Source organism: Aestuariimicrobium sp. G57 (assembly GCF_050110855.1).
In the GTDB taxonomy this organism is placed as follows: domain Bacteria; phylum Actinomycetota; class Actinomycetes; order Propionibacteriales; family Propionibacteriaceae; genus Aestuariimicrobium.
This window is the reverse complement of the sequence record NZ_JBNINW010000002.1, coordinates 470,879-487,297: the sequence shown is the minus strand read 5'-3', so window position 1 is coordinate 487,297 and position 16,419 is coordinate 470,879. Positions and strand designations below refer to the sequence as shown.

General features: G+C 68.1%; 16 protein-coding genes. 5 read left to right on the top strand and 11 right to left on the bottom strand.

Annotation, left to right across the window (positions count from 1 at the left end):
* Positions 1 to 3 precede the first annotated feature (3 nt).
* Together ACQCX5_RS06245 and ACQCX5_RS06240 are read right to left on the bottom strand one after the other, a co-directional pair.
* The gene (locus tag ACQCX5_RS06245; protein ID WP_434541149.1) at positions 4 to 453 is read right to left on the bottom strand and encodes a DUF2231 domain-containing protein; all 450 of its coding nucleotides are present in this window, start codon (positions 451 to 453) and stop codon (positions 4 to 6) included.
* A 6-nt stretch (positions 454 to 459) separates the two neighbouring features.
* A complete protein-coding gene (locus ACQCX5_RS06240; RefSeq protein ID WP_434541148.1) occupies positions 460 to 1,035 on the bottom strand; it encodes a COG4315 family predicted lipoprotein in 576 nt (191 codons plus the stop codon).
* A 142-nt stretch (positions 1,036 to 1,177) separates the two neighbouring features.
* Between ACQCX5_RS06240 and ACQCX5_RS06235 the strand changes: the two genes are divergently transcribed.
* Positions 1,178 to 1,747 (top strand): RNA polymerase sigma factor, encoded by a 570-nt coding sequence (locus ACQCX5_RS06235; protein ID WP_434541147.1) that lies wholly within the window; start codon positions 1,178 to 1,180, stop codon positions 1,745 to 1,747.
* On the top strand, positions 1,740 to 2,441 hold the full coding sequence (locus ACQCX5_RS06230; protein WP_434541146.1) for an anti-sigma factor family protein: 702 nt from the start codon (positions 1,740 to 1,742) through the stop codon (positions 2,439 to 2,441). The genes ACQCX5_RS06235 and ACQCX5_RS06230 overlap by 8 nt, the downstream gene beginning before the upstream one ends.
* A gap of 76 nt (positions 2,442 to 2,517) precedes the next feature.
* Here ACQCX5_RS06230 and rplI read toward each other — a convergent pair whose 3' ends face one another.
* The 6 genes from rplI to ACQCX5_RS06200 all read right to left on the bottom strand — a co-directional run bounded on the left by rplI (position 2,518) and on the right by ACQCX5_RS06200 (position 6,314).
* Positions 2,518 to 2,964, bottom strand: coding sequence for a 50S ribosomal protein L9 (rplI, locus tag ACQCX5_RS06225; protein WP_434541145.1), 447 nt, complete (start codon positions 2,962 to 2,964; stop codon positions 2,518 to 2,520).
* Positions 2,965 to 2,978: 14 nt separating this feature from the next.
* Positions 2,979 to 3,218: a 30S ribosomal protein S18 gene (rpsR, locus tag ACQCX5_RS06220; RefSeq protein WP_434541144.1), complete on the bottom strand. Its 240-nt coding sequence runs from the start codon at positions 3,216 to 3,218 to the stop codon at positions 2,979 to 2,981.
* 94 nt (positions 3,219 to 3,312) lie between these two features.
* Complete coding sequence (locus ACQCX5_RS06215) at positions 3,313 to 3,837, bottom strand: single-stranded DNA-binding protein (protein WP_434541143.1); 525 nt, start codon at positions 3,835 to 3,837, stop codon at positions 3,313 to 3,315.
* Between the two features lie 141 nt (positions 3,838 to 3,978).
* Complete coding sequence (rpsF, locus tag ACQCX5_RS06210) at positions 3,979 to 4,269, bottom strand: 30S ribosomal protein S6 (RefSeq protein WP_434541142.1); 291 nt, start codon at positions 4,267 to 4,269, stop codon at positions 3,979 to 3,981.
* 470 nt (positions 4,270 to 4,739) lie between these two features.
* Positions 4,740 to 5,705: a peptidoglycan DD-metalloendopeptidase family protein gene (locus ACQCX5_RS06205; RefSeq protein ID WP_434541141.1), complete on the bottom strand. Its 966-nt coding sequence runs from the start codon at positions 5,703 to 5,705 to the stop codon at positions 4,740 to 4,742.
* Between the two features lie 150 nt (positions 5,706 to 5,855).
* On the bottom strand, positions 5,856 to 6,314 hold the full coding sequence (locus tag ACQCX5_RS06200) for a MarR family winged helix-turn-helix transcriptional regulator (RefSeq protein ID WP_434541140.1): 459 nt from the start codon (positions 6,312 to 6,314) through the stop codon (positions 5,856 to 5,858).
* A 104-nt stretch (positions 6,315 to 6,418) separates the two neighbouring features.
* Between ACQCX5_RS06200 and ACQCX5_RS06195 the strand changes: the two genes are divergently transcribed.
* The gene (locus ACQCX5_RS06195) at positions 6,419 to 6,880 is read left to right on the top strand and encodes a general stress protein (RefSeq protein ID WP_434541139.1); all 462 of its coding nucleotides are present in this window, start codon (positions 6,419 to 6,421) and stop codon (positions 6,878 to 6,880) included.
* Positions 6,881 to 6,968: 88 nt separating this feature from the next.
* Here ACQCX5_RS06195 and thrC read toward each other — a convergent pair whose 3' ends face one another.
* Together thrC and ACQCX5_RS06185 are read right to left on the bottom strand one after the other, a co-directional pair.
* Entirely contained in the window at positions 6,969 to 8,411 is a 1,443-nt protein-coding gene (gene thrC, locus ACQCX5_RS06190; RefSeq protein ID WP_434541138.1) for a threonine synthase, read from the bottom strand.
* Positions 8,412 to 8,459: 48 nt separating this feature from the next.
* Positions 8,460 to 9,116: a 4a-hydroxytetrahydrobiopterin dehydratase gene (locus tag ACQCX5_RS06185; RefSeq protein ID WP_434541137.1), complete on the bottom strand. Its 657-nt coding sequence runs from the start codon at positions 9,114 to 9,116 to the stop codon at positions 8,460 to 8,462.
* A 143-nt stretch (positions 9,117 to 9,259) separates the two neighbouring features.
* Between ACQCX5_RS06185 and ACQCX5_RS06180 the strand changes: the two genes are divergently transcribed.
* Positions 9,260 to 14,815, top strand: coding sequence for a carboxyl transferase domain-containing protein (locus ACQCX5_RS06180; protein ID WP_434541136.1), 5,556 nt, complete (start codon positions 9,260 to 9,262; stop codon positions 14,813 to 14,815).
* A 163-nt stretch (positions 14,816 to 14,978) separates the two neighbouring features.
* Here the strand turns inward: ACQCX5_RS06180 and ACQCX5_RS06175 are convergent, their stop codons facing one another.
* A complete protein-coding gene (locus ACQCX5_RS06175) occupies positions 14,979 to 15,254 on the bottom strand; it encodes a hypothetical protein (protein WP_434541135.1) in 276 nt (91 codons plus the stop codon).
* A 156-nt stretch (positions 15,255 to 15,410) separates the two neighbouring features.
* Between ACQCX5_RS06175 and ACQCX5_RS06170 the strand changes: the two genes are divergently transcribed.
* Complete coding sequence (locus tag ACQCX5_RS06170; protein ID WP_434541134.1) at positions 15,411 to 16,415, top strand: IS481 family transposase; 1,005 nt, start codon at positions 15,411 to 15,413, stop codon at positions 16,413 to 16,415.
* Positions 16,416 to 16,419: the final 4 nt, after the last annotated feature.

The following is a 16,419-nucleotide window of genomic DNA, read 5'->3' as shown; positions in this document are numbered from 1 at the left end:
AGTCTATGACCCCCAGACGGCCGACGCCCCCGCGTGACCAGTGAGCCCCACCATGACCAGGCTGGCAATCGCGGCGACCACGGTGATGGCCGCAAAGACGCCGACGAGTGTCTTGTTTCGCTTGTCAGGGGGCCTTCCTGCCGACCAGACGAGTCCGGCCACGGCGATGGCCAGCACACCAGCAGGCAGGGGCGTCCACGTGCCCAGTGCCATGTGCCGGGCGATCAGGCTCGAGGTGGTCAGGTGCAGGTCGGCGGCGAGCGCCGTGCCCGACACCCGGGCAACGACCGCCGAGATGGCGCCCACGACCGCGAACGCCACCGTCAGCCAGCCATATGCGGCGCGCAGTCTGGGCACGGCCACGAGCAGCAGCGCGCCCAATGCCGCCAGCGGGACGATGACGACAACCGCATGCACGACCAGGGGGTGCAGCGGCAGCCCGAAGATGTCCATGGTCGGCTACTTGACCGGGTCGCCATCACGGTCGAGCACGAACCACACACCCTGGACGTTCTGCCCCGACACATCACCGGGCTTCTTGTCATTCATCCAGTAATAGACGGGCCAGCCGTTGTAGGTGGCCTGCACACGGCCGTCCTTGCGGGTGAACGAGCCGAGCTTGGAATCGTCCACGCCCGCACCTTCGGTGGGCATGCCGATCAGCGGCGGCCAGGCGGTCAGGCACGGCCCTTCACAGTTGCTGGTGTTCTTGGTGTCGTTGGTGAACATGTACAGCGTCATGCCCTTGCCGTCGACGAGGATCTGCCCGAGGGACGAATCGGCCATCTTCAGATTGAGCGCGGCCCCTTCAGCGGCGGGGGCCGAGGTGGTGCCGGCAGCGGTGGTGGTTGCGGCGGTGGTGGTTGCGGCAGTGCCCGCGGCGGTCGTCGAGGGGGCCGTGGTGGCGGTCGTCGCGGGGGCCGTGGTGGTGGTCGGGTAGTACGGCGACCCGGCGCCCCCGGAACACCCGGCCAGGGCGAGGGCGGTGAGTGCAACCCCCACCGCGATCCGGGTGCGAAGAGCTGACGAAAGCATGGTTCCTCCTGTGTGCAGGGCGGCGCACTCGCGTCGTCAACCCCTGAAAGGGGGTCGGCAGTGATACGAATCAGCGGTGGTGGATGGATTGCACCCCGGCGCAATCCTTTTCGTCGGCCGATCCGTATGACATGGTGTGACGATGTTCTCGCTGGCCGATCGTGCCCCGGACGCCACGCTGGTGGCGGGCATGGCCGTGAACGATGAGCAGGCCACCGTCGCGTTCGTCCGGCGCTTCGAGGGGCCCGTGTTCGGCCTGGCTGTGTCGATCACGCGTGACCGCGGGCTCGCCGAAGATGTGAGCCAGGAGGCGTTTCTGCGGGCATGGCGCGCGGCGGTCAATTTCGACCCCCGCCGCGGCTCGGTGCTGGCGTGGATGCTGACGATCACCCGCAACCTGGCCATCGACGCGCTGCGCGCCCGCCGCTCGACACCGATGGACGCCGACCTGCTCGAACAGCTGGTCTCGACCACCCTGCGCGGGCAGCAGAACGGCGACATCGGGGTGCACCTCGAAACAGTCGAGGCTGAGCGCAAGGTCGCCGCGTTGCCCCCCGAGCAGGCCCGGGCCGTGGTGCTCGCGGTGATCGGCGGCAACACGGCCCAGCAGGTGGCCGACCACGAAGGCATCCCGCTCGGCACGGCCAAGACGAGGATCCGTACGGCACTGCGACGACTCCGGCGCTCCATGGAGGTGGGCGACCATGACTGACGAGCACCCCCCTGTCGACGACCTGGTGGCCCTGGCCCTGCGTGAACTGGACGCGGAGCAATCAGCGGGGCTCAACCAGCACCTGATCGGCTGTGGCCAATGCCGGGACACCTATGCCACGATTGACCTGGACGTGCAGCAGGTGCTGGTCGCGGCGCCGTCGATCGCCCCTCCTGCGGGGTTCTCTGGACGAGTGCTGGAGCGGATGGGCCTCTCGGACGAGGCGTCGGCTATCGCACCGGGCCCCGGGGTGACACCGGCCGTCGCGCCGCAGGTCGTCCCGATTCATCGGGGGTTGGCACGCAGGACAGCGGCCCTGCTCGTGGCAGCGGCTCTGCTGGTCGGCGCGCTGGTCGGGGTGGGTGCGACACTCGCCGTGCGGGCGCCGGACCCGGGTGCTCCGGCGCAGGTGGCAACGGTGCCGCTGCGCACGAGCGACGGTGCGACTGTCGGCAGCGTCGGGTTGGTGTTCATGGACGGGCGCCAGCAAGTCGTGGTGAATGTCACCGCGGGCCGTGCGGGATGGGCCTACGACTGCGTGCTGGTGGACCGGGCCGGCCAGCGTCACCAGGCAGCGACGTACACCCTGCACGACGTCGCAGATGCATGGATGGTGCCGGTGCCGGCGTCCGGGTTGGCCCGGGTGGAACTGATCAGTCCGTCGGGCAAGGTCTGGTCGAGCGCGACGCTGTAGTCGGTGATGGCAACACAAACGGTCCCCGCCTGCCAATGCAGACGGGGACCGTTGTTGGTTACTACCGCGGACGACCTCAGGCGGCGACCACGGTCAGCGCCACGTGGGCGGTGACGGCGTCGTGCAGCTTGATGCCGACGGTATGGGTGCCGACGGTCTTGATCGGCTTGGCGATCTGCACCGTGCGCTTGTCGATGGCGGGGCCACCCGCCTTCTTGACGGCCAGCGCGATGTCGGCCGGGGTCACCGAACCGAACAGCTTGCCGGTGTCGCCGGCGTGCACCGGCAGCTCGACCTTGAGGTCCTCGATCTGGGCGCGCACCTGCTGGGCGTGCTCCACACCGCGGATCTCGCGGGCGTCGCGGGCACGCTGGATGCCCTCGATCTGCTTCTCGGCGCCGCGGGTCCACGCGATGGCATGGCCCTGGGGCAGCAGGTAGTTGCGGCCGTAGCCGTCCTTGACCTCGACGACGTCACCGGGGACGCCGAGCTTGTCAACCGCAGTGGTGAGAATGAGCTTCATCCATCTGTCCTTTCTCAGCGAGCGGTCGAGGCGTAGGGAAGCAGGGCCAGTTCGCGCGCGTTCTTGATCGCGATGGCGACCTTGCGCTGCTCCTGGACCGACAGACCAGTGACACGGCGGGCACGGATCTTGCCGCGCTCCGAGATGAACTTGCGCAGGGTCTGCGTGTCCTTGTAGTCGATGTTGCCGATCTTGATCGACTTCATCGGAACGATCTTCTTCTTGTTCACAGGCTTGCGCTGTGGACCGGCCATTGTGGTGCTCTCCTTCTGAAAGCCCGGCTCGCGCCGGAATGTGCCTTGTCCCGTTCCGCCGGGTCAGGGCGGAGGGGTATGGAAATCGGGTGGATCAGAACGGGGGCTCTTCGCTCTGGGCCTGGGCCCAGGGGTCGTTGCCACCGCCACGGTTGCCACCCTGGCCACCGGACGACGACCAGTTGTCGCCGCCGCCGCCCTGGTTGCCACCGCCCCAGTTGCCGCCGCCGCCCTGGCCACCACCGCCACCACCACCGGTGGTGCGGGTGACCTTGGCGGTCGCGTAACGGAGTGAAGGACCGACCTCGTCGACATCAACCTCGAACACGGTGCGCTTCTCGCCCTCGCGGGTTTCGTAGCTGCGCGCCTTGAGGCGTCCGGTCACGACGACACGCATCCCCTTGCTCAGGGATTCTGCGACGTTCTCGGCTGCCTGGCGCCACACCGAGCAGTTGAGGAACATGGCGTCGCCGTCCTTCCACTCGTTCGTCTGCCGGTCGAACGTGCGAGGGGTCGAGGCCACGGTGAAGTTGGCCACGGCCGCACCCGACGGGGTGAACCGCAGATCGGGATCGGCGGTGAGGTTGCCGATCAACGTGATGGGGGTTTCGCCTGCCATGTCTGTCTCCAAGTCGGACGTGGATGAACTGTCGGGATCAGCCTGCCACCTGCTGGTGACAAAAACTCGTCCGGGGTTCGTCCTGTGGATGACCTGAACGCCGCACACCAGTCACCCGGTGCGGGGCCATCGGTCGTCCGGTCAGTGGTTGTCGGGTCGCATCACCTTGGTGCGCATGATCGACTCGTCAATCGTCATCAGACGATCCATCTCCTGGACGACGGCCGGCTCAGCGGTCAGGTTCAGCACGACGTAGGTGCCTTCGGGCTTCTTGTTGATCTCGTAGGCGAGGCGACGGCGGCCCCACACATCAACATTGTCGACGGTCCCCTGGCCATCAGTGATGGTCTTCAGGTGCTTCTCCACGAGCGGAGTGACCTGGCGGTCGTCAACGTCGGGGTCAATGATGACCATGACTTCGTACTTGCGCATCGCGAACTCCACCTCCTCTGGTCTCAACGGCCACGGGTCGATCCCGTGGCAGGAGGGCGATATGCCTCGGCCCCCGCCCGGTGGCGGTGACCAAGTGCACACCTTACCGTTCGGGTGCCCGGTGCTCCAAAAGGGGGACGAGCCTGGGCGCGGGGGTGGTGGCGGCCGGTCGTGGGGCGTCTGGCAGCGAGGGCTCAGGTCGTCCGAGCCGCTGGCAGACGTGAGTGGCAGCCAGGGTGGGGCCAGCGGCGCCGAACACGCGTCGCCAGCCCTTCTGGCATCGACAGTGCGTGAAAAGACGTCCGCGGAGACGTCTTTTCACACACTGTCGCCTCTGGATGGGCCCGCCGTGGCCGCCAGGCCGACCCCCATCCGCCGGCTCGTTGCTGGGCCCAGGTCGTTCCAGACCACAACACACACCGTGCCCGCCCCGGATCCCCGGGACGGGCACGGCATCTTCACACCCGCACTCAGTAGTACTTGCGCTGGTCGTTCAAGAAGTTGATCTCGGCACGCACCGTCAGTGGGCCGCGGTCCCCGTCGATCACGCCACCATAGAAACCACGGTCACGCAGCAGTCGCTGCAGGGCCTTGACACTGACCGGGCCGAACACGCCGTCCACGGCACCGGTGTAGTACCCCTTGGCCTTGAGCCAGTTCTGCAGGTTCACCGACAGCGACGAGTGGCGGTAGCCGATGTCGTACATCAGCTTCACCCACGCCGCATGCGAGGCGGCCGTGTGGTAGTCGGTGACCGGCAGGGCCACTTCGGGCCAGGTTCCGGTGACACCGGGAACCACCGGCCGGGTCGTGCCCGGCACGATGCCCTTGCTCGCGAACCAGGCCGCGGGGTCACGGTAGGCCGACCCGTAGCGGGAGTACACCGGCTTGGGGTCGTTGACGAAGATGCCCATGTGCAGGTGCACGGCGAAGTCGTTGGCGCCGGTCGCACCCGAGCCGCCCATGGTGCCCACGCGGGTGCCCGGCTGCACCTTCGTGCCCGCCGTCACCAGGATCTGCTTCAGGTGGCCGTAGTAGCTGTACAGCCGGTTGCCGTCGACGGTGCCGTGGTCGATGATCACGGCGAGCCCCGAGTGGTACGGCAGGGTGACCGACGTCGAGCCGCCATTGCCACGACCCGTGCGCAACACGGTGCCACCGGCGATCGCGGTGATGGGTCCGCCGCTGACACCCGCGGTCGGCGGGGCGTAGTCAGTGCCGGCATGCAGCCGCACGGCATTGCCGAAGCGTTGCGTCTCGAGCCACGGCGGACGAGCGCCGACCTCGACGGGTGAACTGAAGACCTGGGCGGCCGCGGCCTCGCCGACGACCTGGGATGCCAACCCGATACCGGCGATGCCAGCCAGGGCGGCGGGGGCGAACTTCAACACTGAGCGGCGACCCACGTGGTCGGCGAAGTGCTCTGTTGCGGACATGAAAGTCCCTTTCTGCCGGTCGCTGAGGGGGTGCTACCGGCAGGGACGAGACAATCACCCGACTGGGGCGGGCGTCTTCTCACGCGGCAAACGCTCACACTCGCTGAGCGTTTACACCCACGCCCTCGACCCGCGTCCCGTCGCCTGTTGTCAGTCGCGCGCGTCAATCGCCCGCTCGAGGCTGGCCGCGAACCGCGCCAACTGGCTGCCGAACACGGCCAGGTCCTCGTCTGACCAGTCGGCGACTGCTGCATCGAGCAGGCTCGTCGCCTCAGCCAGGTGCATCGCCAGCGTGGCTCGTCCCCGCTCGGTCAGCCCAACGGCCACCGCACGCCGGTCGCCGGGGACGTGCGTGCGCTCGACCAGTCCGCGCTTGACCAGGCGCGCAATCTGCACGGTCATGGTCGAGCGGTCCACGTCCTGCCAGGCGGCTAGGTCGGACATGCGCGCCGCTCCCTGCGTCGACAGCCTGTCGAGCAGCCAGACGTCGGTCGAGCTCAGCCCCGAGGCGGCGCGGTGGCGTCCGCGGGTCGACCAGCGCAACACAGTGTCGACCGCGGTGCGCAGTGATTCGGCGACGACGCGGCGGTCGTCAGGTCGTGGGGTCATCAATCCTCCCGGGGTTGCTGAACAGAAGAGATGGTTGCATCTCTCAAACTAGTTGGTATACTAAAACTATCAGATCGCTCAAATCTTCTAGAGAGGCTACCCACATGACCGCCATCAACAACCCTGCTGCCCCCGCCGGCCTGACCATCGCCACCTTCGACAACTACGCGCAGGCCCAGGATGCCGTCGACCTGCTGGCCGACAAGGGCTTTGAGGTGGGTTCGGTGCGCATCATCGGGCACGACATCAAGACCGTCGAACAGGTCGTCGACAACCTCACCTACGGCAAGTCCGCCTGGCAGGGCGCGCTCGCCGGCGCCTGGTTCGGCCTCATGATCGGTCTGCTCATGGCCATCTTCGCCCCCGTGGCGATCGGCTGGACGATCCTCAGCTCGGTGCTGTTCGGCGCCGTGTGGGGCATCATCTTCGGCCTGATCTGGTACGCCATCAATGGCAAGGAGCGCAGCTTCCACTCGGCGAGGGCCTTGGCAGCCACGACCTACACCCTCGAGGTCGCCCCCACGCAGGCTGATGAGGCGCTGCGCCTGCTGGCCCAGGGTCGCTGACCCAACAACTAAACAGCCAGCGGCACGCGCCCTCGAATTCCCCGGGGCGCGTGCCGCTGGCTACTTGTTTCTGAACACCCCAGCACCCTCACACCCGCGCCGCGATGTACTCCTTCAACGCACCCGCATCATTGGCGATCTCATCCACCTTGCGCGGTGCCTGCAACAACCCTGCGAACCGCTCCGGCACCTGCGGCTCAACCCCGGTGGCCTCGACGATCGTCTCGGCGAACTTCACCGGCAGCGCCGTCTCGAGCACGATCATCGGCTCGGCCCCCGCATGGTCACGCGCCACCCGCAACGCGTCGGCCGTATGCGGGTCGACCAGCACCCCCTCTTCGGCCATCGCACCGATCGTCATCACCCGGTCGGCATGGCTCGACGAACCCGACACGAACCCGAACCGCTGCTCGATCGTGGCGAACTCGGCCGTCGCCGACAGGTCGAACTCACCATCGCTGCCCAACTGGTCGACGAACCGCTTGCGCAACCGTGCCGGGTCACGCCCGAGCAGGTCGAAGACGAACCGTTCAAAGTTGCTCGCCTTCGAGATGTCCATCGACGGGCTCGAGGTGGCCGCCGTCTCTGCCGCCGACCGCACCCGGTACCGCCCCGTCCGGAAGAACTCGTCCAGCACATCGTTCTCGTTCGTGGCCAACACCAGGTGCTTGATCGGCAACCCCATCTGGCGCGCGATGTGCCCGGCGCAGATGTTGCCGAAGTTGCCCGTCGGCACCGCAAAGCTCACCTGCTCGTCGTCCGACTCGGTCACCCGCAACCACGCCACCACGTAATAGACCAGCTGCGCCAACACCCGCGCCCAGTTGATCGAGTTCACCGCGCCCAGGCGGTGGCGCTGCTTGAACTCCGCATCACCCATGACCGCCTTGACCAGGTCCTGACAGTCATCGAAAACCCCGTCAACCGCCAGGTTGTGAATGTGCGGGTCATCGATACTGAACATCTGCGCCTGCTGGAACGGCGTCATCCGCCCCGCCGGCGTCAACATGAACACGTCGATGCCCTGGCGCCCCAGCATGGCGTACTCCGCCGCCGAACCAGTATCACCGCTGGTCGCACCAAGAATCGTGATGGTCGTGCCGCGCCGGGCCAACTCGTACTCGAACAACTGGCCCAACAGCTGCATCGCCATGTCCTTGAACGCCGCCGTCGGCCCATCCGACAGGTGCGCCAACCAGATGCCCCCGGGCGCATCATCACCCGATTCAGGCAACCGTGTCACCGGGACGACGTCATCGCTGGCGAACACCTGCCCGTTCCACGCCCGACGGCAAATACCGAGCAGGTCGTCACTGGGAATGTCATCGATGTACAGGCCCAGCACCCGGTGCCCGACCGCCGCGTAACCCTCGTCGGCCAGCAGCTGGCGCCACTCCGCCAGCGTGGCACGGTCAAGCTGCGGGTAGTCCACAGGCAGGTAGAGACCACCGTCGGGGGCAAGCCCCGCCAGCAGGATGTCACTGAACCCGACCTGGCGAGATTCGAGGTCACGCGTGGAGATGTAACGCATGTGACAAGCCTAGACGAGCACCATGTACGCGCCGCGGCCTGCCCGCGCTCAGGGCGTCCGACCCTCGCAGGTGCACAGGCACACCTTGTTGCCCTCGGTATCGGCCAGCACCCAGAACCGCGGCGCGTGCGAATCGTCGACCAGCGTGCCACCGGCCGCGATGGCTGCGGCCATGCGCGGCTCGACCTGGTCGCGGGCGACCTCGATGTCGAGGTGGAACCGCTGGCGGTCGGGAGCGTCGGAATCGGTGTCCTGGAACCAGAGTTCGGGCAGCAGTTGGTCGCGGTGCTGGACAGCATCGTCGGACGCCTTCCAGCCGGTGATGGCCTGCCAGAAGGCGATCGTCCCGGGAGCGTCCCGGGTGTCGAGGGCCACGGTGAACTCGCTCACCGACAGGGGGTCGGCCCGGATGCCCAGGTCGGCGGCCACCTGGGTGATGGCCCTTGCCAGGTCGAGGTCGCGCGAGGTCAGGCCGCCGACGTCGTGGCTGCTGGTGGTCACGGCGACCAGCCCCCACTTGAGCGTGATGTCGGGGTGGTGGTTGGCGGCCTCGGCGGCCTCGCCGATGCGGTTGACGAAGGCCAGTCCTGCGGCGAAATCGGCTGGACGATAGGTGGCTTTCAGGGTGCGGCGGATGTGGACCCAGTCGGCCAGACCGGCTGCGGCGACGTCATCGAACCCGAGGCGGGTGGTGGAGTCTGTCATGTATCCAGCACAACACGTCGGGGCCGGTGACGCCAGAGGTGGGGCCCGCCCCACCATCCCCCTCCCCACTCCAAATCCCCCACCCAGACCTTGGTCACGCCGCACAACTGCTTGACCGCCCCAGAAGTGAGAGAGTCGAAGCCGTGACTTCTCTGACTCGCATCGCCATCGTGAACCGCGGCGAGGCCGCCTTGCGCCTGATCCATGCCGTGCGCGACCTGAACTCCCGCCGCGAATGGACCGGCGAGCCACCGCTGACCACGATTGCGCTGTACACCGACGTCGACGCCACCGCCACCTTCGTCCGCGAGGCCGACGAGGCCTACGAGCTCGGCGCCGCCGCTGATCGCCCCTACCTTGATCTCGCCCGCCTCGAGCAGGCCTTGGTCGAGACCCGCGCCGACGGCGCCTGGGTCGGTTGGGGGTTCGTCGCCGAAGACCCGAACTTCGCCGACCTGTGCACCCGGCTCGGCGTCACCTTCATCGGCCCCAGCGCCGACGCGATGCGCCAGCTCGGCGACAAGATCGGCTCAAAGCTGCTGGCCGAGCAGGCCGGTGTGCCCGTCGCGCCGTGGTCCGGCGGCCCCGTCAACACCGTGGACGAGGCACTCGCGGCGGCTGAACGCATCGGCTACCCGCTGATGTTGAAGGCCTCAGCCGGTGGCGGCGGTCGCGGCATCCGCCGCATCGACCGCGCCGATGACCTCGTCGATGCCTACCAGCGCACGCGCGACGAGGCCCTGCGCTCGTTCGGCAACGACACCGTCTTTCTCGAGAAGCTGGTCACCGGCGCCCGCCACGTCGAGGTGCAGCTGATCGCCGACGGCCAGGGCAGTGCCTGGGCCGTGGGGGTGCGTGACTGCTCGGTGCAGCGGCGCAACCAGAAGGTCATCGAAGAATCCGCGAGCCCGCTGCTCGACGACGCTGCCGTCGCCGACCTCAAGGCCGCCGCGGAGCGTCTCGCGCTGCTCGTCGACTACTGCGGCGCCGGCACGGCCGAGTTCCTCTACAGCCCCGCCGACAAGGCCTTTGCCTTCCTTGAGGTCAACACCCGGCTGCAGGTCGAACACCCCGTCACCGAGCTGGTCACCGGTCTCGACCTGGTCGCGCTGCAGGTGCAGGTCGCCGAGGGCATCCCCCTGGCCGGTGATCGCCCGCTCGAACGCGGCCACGCCGTCGAGGCCCGGCTCAATGCCGAAGACCCCGACCACGGCTTCGCCCCCGCCCCCGGACGCATCGCCCGCCTCGAACTGCCTGCCGGTCCCGGCGTCCGCGTCGACACCGGCGTGGCCGAGGGCGACACCATCCCGGCCGACTTCGACTCGATGATCGCCAAGGTCATCGCCTACGGCGCCGACCGCACCGAGGCCCTGGCCCGCCTGCGCCGCGCCCTGCTCGAGACCACCGTGGTGATCGAGGGCGGGGCCACCAACAAGAGCTTCATCCTCGAACTGCTCGACGCCCCCGAGGTGCTCGCGGGTGACCCGGCGTGGGCCGACACCGCCTGGATCGACCGCACCATGGCCGAGGGTCGGCTGGTCGCCGACGACTTCGCCGGCGTCGCGCTGGTCACCGCGGCCATCGAGATCCATGCCGAAGAAGAGCGCGCCGAGATCTCGCAGCTGCTGACCACCGCCCGCGGCGGCCGCCCCCAGGTGCAGCACGAGGCCCTGCGCAAGGTCGAACTGAAGCTGCGCGGGGTCGTCCACACCCTCACGGTCGCCACGATCGGTGCGCACGCCTACCAGGTCAGCCTTGAGACCGCCGCCGGCCCCGCCACCGTGGTGGCCGACCTCGACCGCGTCGACGACGTGCACGCGCGGCTGCGCATCGGTGCCGAGACCTACCGCATCGTCACCGCTGCGCACGGCCCCACCCAGCTGGTCGAGGTCAACGGGGTCACCCACCGCATCAGCCGCGACGAGGGCGGCGTGCTGCGTTCGCCCGCGCCCGCGCTCGTGGTGGGGACGCCCGTGGCGGTCGGCGACGTCGTCGCTGCCGGGGCGCCGGTGATCGTGCTCGAGTCGATGAAGATGGAAATGGCGCTGCGGGCCCCCGTCGACGGCCGCATCAAGGAGTTGCTGGTGCGCACCGGCACCCAGGTCGGCACCGGCGAGGCGCTGGCCAAGCTCGAGCCGCTACCCGATGCGGACGACGCGGCCGCCGGCACGGCGTCGTCCAGTGGGGCGACCGCGTCGTCCGATGACCCCGCAGACCTCGCCCTGCCCGCCGACCCGACCAAGGCGCTGGACCCCGCCGGACGCGCCGCGTACAGCCTGTCGGTGCTGCGTGACCTGCTGCTCGGCTACGACGCCGGGCCGGGTGGGGCCAAGCAGGTGCTGGCCGACCTGGGCGCCGGGCGCGACGCGCTGGCCGAGACCGGTGTCAACGTGCTCGACCACGAGACTGCCCTTGTCAGCCTGTTCACCGACCTGGCCGAACTGACCCGCAACCGGCCCGCCGACGAAGAACTGCATGACCTGCGGGTGCACAGCGCCAAGGAGCATTTCCACACGTTCCTGAACTCACTCGATGCCGACCGCGGCGGGTTGCCCAGCCACTTCAGGGCCAAGCTCAGCACGGTGCTCGCGCACTACGGCGTCGACAGCCTCGACCGCACCCCTGAACTCGAACAAGCGATCTTCCGGATCTTCCTGTCGCAGCGGTCGAGCACCGATGTCGAGATCGTCACCGCGCTGCTGCAGCGCTGGCTGACCATCGACGCCCCCACCGGCGACTGCGCACGCGACGCACGCGCGCTGCTCGAACGGGTCGTGCGCACCACCCAGCGCCGCCACCCGCTGGTCGGCGAACTGGCCCGCTCGGTGCGGTTCGTCTGGTTCGACCAGCCCGCAGTCGACGCCGAGCGTGACCGGGTGCTCGCCGGGGTCGCGGACGAGGCGGAGGCCCTGGCCGACCCGCACGCCGAGAACCGCCAGCAGCGGCTCATTGACCTGGCGGCGATTCCCGAGCAGTTGATCACGTTCTTCCGTGACCGGATCGTGCGTGGGCCGGTGCCGGTCGAGCCGATGCTCGAGGTGCTGGTGCGGCGCCACTACCAGGACTACGCGTTGGCCGACCTGGCTGTTGAGGACGGGTCGGCTGGGCGCTGGCCCCTGCTCACCGCCACCTTCGAGTCGCCCGGCCACGGACCGACCTGCATCGTCGGCACCATCGCGACCCATGCCGACCTGGTCGAGGGCCGCGCCCTGGACGAACGCATCCAGGCGGCGATGGCCACCGGGCATGACTCGGTCGTCGAGCTGTACCTGTCGTGGGCAGACGCGACGTCCGACCTCGACGAGGCTGCCCAGCAGTTGCGTGACCTGCTGGCCCCGCTCGGGTTCGCGGGCCGCGCCCGCCGGGTCGCGGTCACTGTGTGCCCGCCGGCGCCTGCCGCGATCGAGTTGTTCACGTTCCGTCCGGGTGAGGGCGGGGCTGGGTCGGATGCGGTCGGGTTGGCCGAGGATCGGTTGGTGCGCGGCGTGCACCCGATGGTGGCCCGCCGCCTGAACCTGTGGCGCCTGCGCGATTTCGAGGTGACAAGGCTCGATGCCCCTGGTGATGTGCTGCTGTACGAGTGCGTGGCACCGTCCAACCCGGACGACCGGCGCCTGGTGGCGATCGCCCAGGTGCGGCAGATGGCCGTGGTGCGTGACGGTGACAAGGTGACCTCGTTGCCGCACGCCGAGCGGGCGGTGCTGCACTGCCTCGAGGCGATCCGGCGGGTGCGCACCACGCGCGGGCGGGCCGGGTCGAAGCTCGAGATGAACCACGTCTGGATCACCGTGTGGCCCACCCTCAAGGCCAATGTCGAGCAGTTGTCGGTGCTGCAGAACCGCATTCGGCCGCTGACCGATGGCACCGGCATCGAAGAGGTGCTGGCCCAGGGTCGGGTGTTCGACCGGGCCGGCAATGAGCGTCCGGTGGCGATCCGTTTCCGGGCACGTGCTGACGGTGGCACCGCGGCTGACATCATCACTCCCCCGACCGAGCCGCTGGCCCCGGTCGATGACTACGCGACCAAGGTCACCAGGGCGCGTCGCCGCGGGCTGGTCTATCCCTATGAGCTGGCCGAGACACTGACCCGTGGCGGCACGCTGGTCGAGCATGACCTCGATGCCTCGGGTGAGCTGGTGCCGGTCGACCGGCCGTACGGGCGCAACACGGCGGGCATCATCGTCGCGGTGGTGACCACCCCCACGCCGCTGTACCCCGAGGGCATCACCCGGGTGGTGCTGTGCGGCGACCCGACGAAGGCATTGGGTGCCTTGTCTGAGCCGGAATGCCGACGGGTGATCGCGGCGCTCGACCTGGCCGAGCAGATGGGGGTGCCGCTGGAATGGTATGCGGTCTCGTCCGGGGCCAGGGTGTCGATGCAATCGGGCACCGAGAACATGGACTGGGTCGCGGCCGCGCTCAAGCGCGTCGTCGAGTTCACCCAGGATGGTGGCGAGATCAACATTGTGGTGGCGGGCATCAACGTGGGCGCGCAGCCCTATTGGAATGCCGAGGCGACGATGCTGATGCACACCAAGGGCATTCTGGTGATGACGCCTGATTCGGCGATGGTGCTGACCGGCAAGACGTCGCTCGACTTTTCGGGTGGCGTGTCGGCTGAGGACAACTTCGGCATTGGCGGTTATGACCGCGTCATGGGCCCCAACGGCCAGGCGCAGTACTGGGCCCCCGACCTGGCCGGTGCACTCGAGGTGGTGCTGTCGCACTACGAGCACAGCTACGTGTTGCCGGGTGAGTCGGGCCCGCGGGTGGCGAGGACGAGCGACCCCAGCGACCGCGACATCTCGTCGGCGCCGCACCCCGGTGAGGAGTTCGCGACTGTGGGTGAGGTGTTCTCGTCCGACAAGAACCCCGACCGCAAGAAGCCGTTCGACATTCGTGCGGTGATGCGTTCCGTTGCCGACGCTGATTTCGAGCTGGTGGAACGCTGGGCCGGCATGGCCGAGGCCGAGACGGCCGTGGTGGTCGATACCCGCATGGGCGGTCACGCGGTGACCATGATCGGCATTGAGTCGCAGCAGGTGACCAGGGCCGGGTTCCCGCCCACCGACGGGCCGGACACGTTCACGGCTGGAACGCTGTTCCCGAAGTCGTCGAAGAAGGTCGCGCGGGCATTGAATGCGGCATCGGGCAATCGCCCGGTGGTGGTGCTGGCGAACCTGTCGGGCTTTGACGGGTCACCGGAATCAATGCGCAACCTTCAGCTGGAATACGGCGCAGAAATCGGTCGGGCCATCGTGAACTTTGACGGGCCGATCGTGTTCTGTGTGATTTCGCGGTACCACGGCGGGGCGTTCGTGGTGTTCTCGAAGCAGCTGAACGAGAACATGACCGTGCTGGCGCTCGAGGGGTCGTACGCCTCGGTGCTGGGCGGCGCGCCGGCGGCTGCGGTGGTGTTCGCGGCCGAGGTGGCGAAGCGGACGAGCGCTGATGCCCGGGTGGTCGAACTGGAGCAGCGGCTGGCGTCAGGACCATCGGACCAGCGGGGTGTGCTGGCGCTGGAGCTGACCGACCTGCGGGCGGAATTGCGGGCCGAGAAGATCAACGAGGTCGCCGCGGAATTCGATGCGGTCCACAGCATTCACCGGGCCGTCGAGGTGGGTTCGGTCGACCGGGTGGTGAGCGTGGCCGAGCTGCGTCCCGCGATCATCGCGACGATTGAGGGCAAGCTGGGCTGAGGGTGCACGCCGACACTTTTGGGTGCGCGTTGACACCATCCTGAAAGGTGTCGGGGTGCGCGCAAGGTGTGTCATCGTGGACGAAGCAGTGTCCGAGGTGATACGGCTGGGGCCCACCGCTGGTGTTGCGGTGGGCCCCAGCACTCGGGTCAGGCCAGTTTGATCAGGCGCAGTGCGTCGATCGTGAAGCTGGTGTCAGCGGAGGCGGTGTTCTTGCCTGCGCGGTGATGGTGAGCCTGTGGGTGGTGCCGGCTTGGAGTTTTACTGGCACGCCGAGCTCGTGGGCTGCCAGGAATAGTGGACTGGTGTTCACGTACAGGTCGGTGGTGATGGGCTCGATGATGACCTGGCCCCAGTCGTTCGGGTCGGGTGTGCTGGTTGCGAGATCAACACCGTTGATCTGGTAGGTGACCTTTCCGTAGAAGTTGGTCTTGACCATGACCGGCCATGAGCGCCCTGCCGCAACTCGCCGTCGGGTTCCTGAGGGCCCGGTGTTGCGGGTCATGAGGTTGTAGTCACGGTGGGATGAGGGAACGGACCCCTGTCGGTCAGGATGGAGGTGCTGAAGCCGTCATCCGTGAGAAGGAGCCCGTTCATGACCCACCGTAATGCCCCGTTGACCCCACACGGTAGACAACGCCTGATCGACAGGGTCGAGGCAGGTCGCCCGATCGCCCATGTCGCTGCCGAGGCCGGCATCTCCAGGGCGTGCCTGTCGAAGTGGGTCCACCGGTACCGGGTCGATGGCCCCGACGGGCTGACCGACCGCTCCAGCGCCCCGGCCCATCGCCTGACCCGGCTGCCGATCGCGGTGATCACGTTGATCGACCAGTGGCGACGCGACCACAAATGGTCGGCCCGCCGGATCACAGCAGAACTGGCCGACCGGGGCCACAGGTGCAGCGTGCGGATCGTGTCACGCTGGCTGGAACGACTCGGGATCAACCGCCGCCGCGACCTGGACCCCACCGGTGAGGACAATCGTGAACCCGGCCAGATCATTGCCCGGTTCCCCGGCCACATGCTCGGCCTGGACGTGAAGAAGGTCGGCCGGATCCCAGACGGCGGCGGCTGGCGGGTCCACGGCCGCGGCACCCAGAAGGCACTGGCCAGCAAACGGGCCCACAAGCAGAAGGTCGGCTACACCTACCTCGGCTCCGCCATCGACGGGTTCTCCCGGTTGGCCTACACCGAAGCCCTCGAAGACGAGACCGCCGCGACCACGATCGCGTTCTTCTGCCGCGCGCGGCGCTTCTTCGCCAACCACGGCATCACCCGCCTCGTGCGGGTCGTCACCGACAACGGCGCGAACTACCGCGCCAAGACCTTCGTGCGCACCATGAGGGCGTTCGCGTCACGACACCAACGGACCAGGCCCTACACCCCCCAACACGACGGGAAAGTGGAGCGCTACCAGCGCATCCTCACCGAGGAATGCCTCTACGCCAGGGCCTACCCCTCAGAACAGGCCAGACGCGACGCCATCGGGTTCTGGGTCCAGCACTACAACTATCATCGACCACACAGCGCCTGCCGGGACCAACCACCCGCCACCCGCGTCCACACACGCGTCACCAACGTCATGCCCTCCTACAGCTAGCAGC

Excerpts from the sequence above, each read along its gene's own strand:
- rplI (WP_434541145.1), bottom strand. The coding sequence starts at position 2,964 with ATGAAGCTCATTCTCACCACTGCGGTTGACAAGCTCGGCGTCCCCGGT.
- ACQCX5_RS06205 (WP_434541141.1), bottom strand. The coding sequence starts at position 5,705 with ATGTCCGCAACAGAGCACTTCGCCGACCACGTGGGTCGCCGCTCAGTG.
- rpsF (WP_434541142.1), bottom strand. The coding sequence starts at position 4,269 with ATGCGCAAGTACGAAGTCATGGTCATCATTGACCCCGACGTTGACGAC.
- ACQCX5_RS06230 (WP_434541146.1), top strand. The coding sequence starts at position 1,740 with ATGACTGACGAGCACCCCCCTGTCGACGACCTGGTGGCCCTGGCCCTG.
- thrC (WP_434541138.1), bottom strand. The coding sequence starts at position 8,411 with ATGCGTTACATCTCCACGCGTGACCTCGAATCTCGCCAGGTCGGGTTC.
- ACQCX5_RS06175 (WP_434541135.1), bottom strand. The coding sequence starts at position 15,254 with ATGGTCAAGACCAACTTCTACGGAAAGGTCACCTACCAGATCAACGGT.
- ACQCX5_RS06240 (WP_434541148.1), bottom strand. The coding sequence starts at position 1,035 with ATGCTTTCGTCAGCTCTTCGCACCCGGATCGCGGTGGGGGTTGCACTC.
- ACQCX5_RS06215 (WP_434541143.1), bottom strand. The coding sequence starts at position 3,837 with ATGGCAGGCGAAACCCCCATCACGTTGATCGGCAACCTCACCGCCGAT.
- ACQCX5_RS06170 (WP_434541134.1), top strand. The coding sequence starts at position 15,411 with ATGACCCACCGTAATGCCCCGTTGACCCCACACGGTAGACAACGCCTG.
- ACQCX5_RS06235 (WP_434541147.1), top strand. The coding sequence starts at position 1,178 with ATGTTCTCGCTGGCCGATCGTGCCCCGGACGCCACGCTGGTGGCGGGC.
- ACQCX5_RS06245 (WP_434541149.1), bottom strand. The coding sequence starts at position 453 with ATGGACATCTTCGGGCTGCCGCTGCACCCCCTGGTCGTGCATGCGGTT.
- rpsR (WP_434541144.1), bottom strand. The coding sequence starts at position 3,218 with ATGGCCGGTCCACAGCGCAAGCCTGTGAACAAGAAGAAGATCGTTCCG.
- ACQCX5_RS06200 (WP_434541140.1), bottom strand. The coding sequence starts at position 6,314 with ATGACCCCACGACCTGACGACCGCCGCGTCGTCGCCGAATCACTGCGC.
- ACQCX5_RS06185 (WP_434541137.1), bottom strand. The coding sequence starts at position 9,116 with ATGACAGACTCCACCACCCGCCTCGGGTTCGATGACGTCGCCGCAGCC.
- ACQCX5_RS06195 (WP_434541139.1), top strand. The coding sequence starts at position 6,419 with ATGACCGCCATCAACAACCCTGCTGCCCCCGCCGGCCTGACCATCGCC.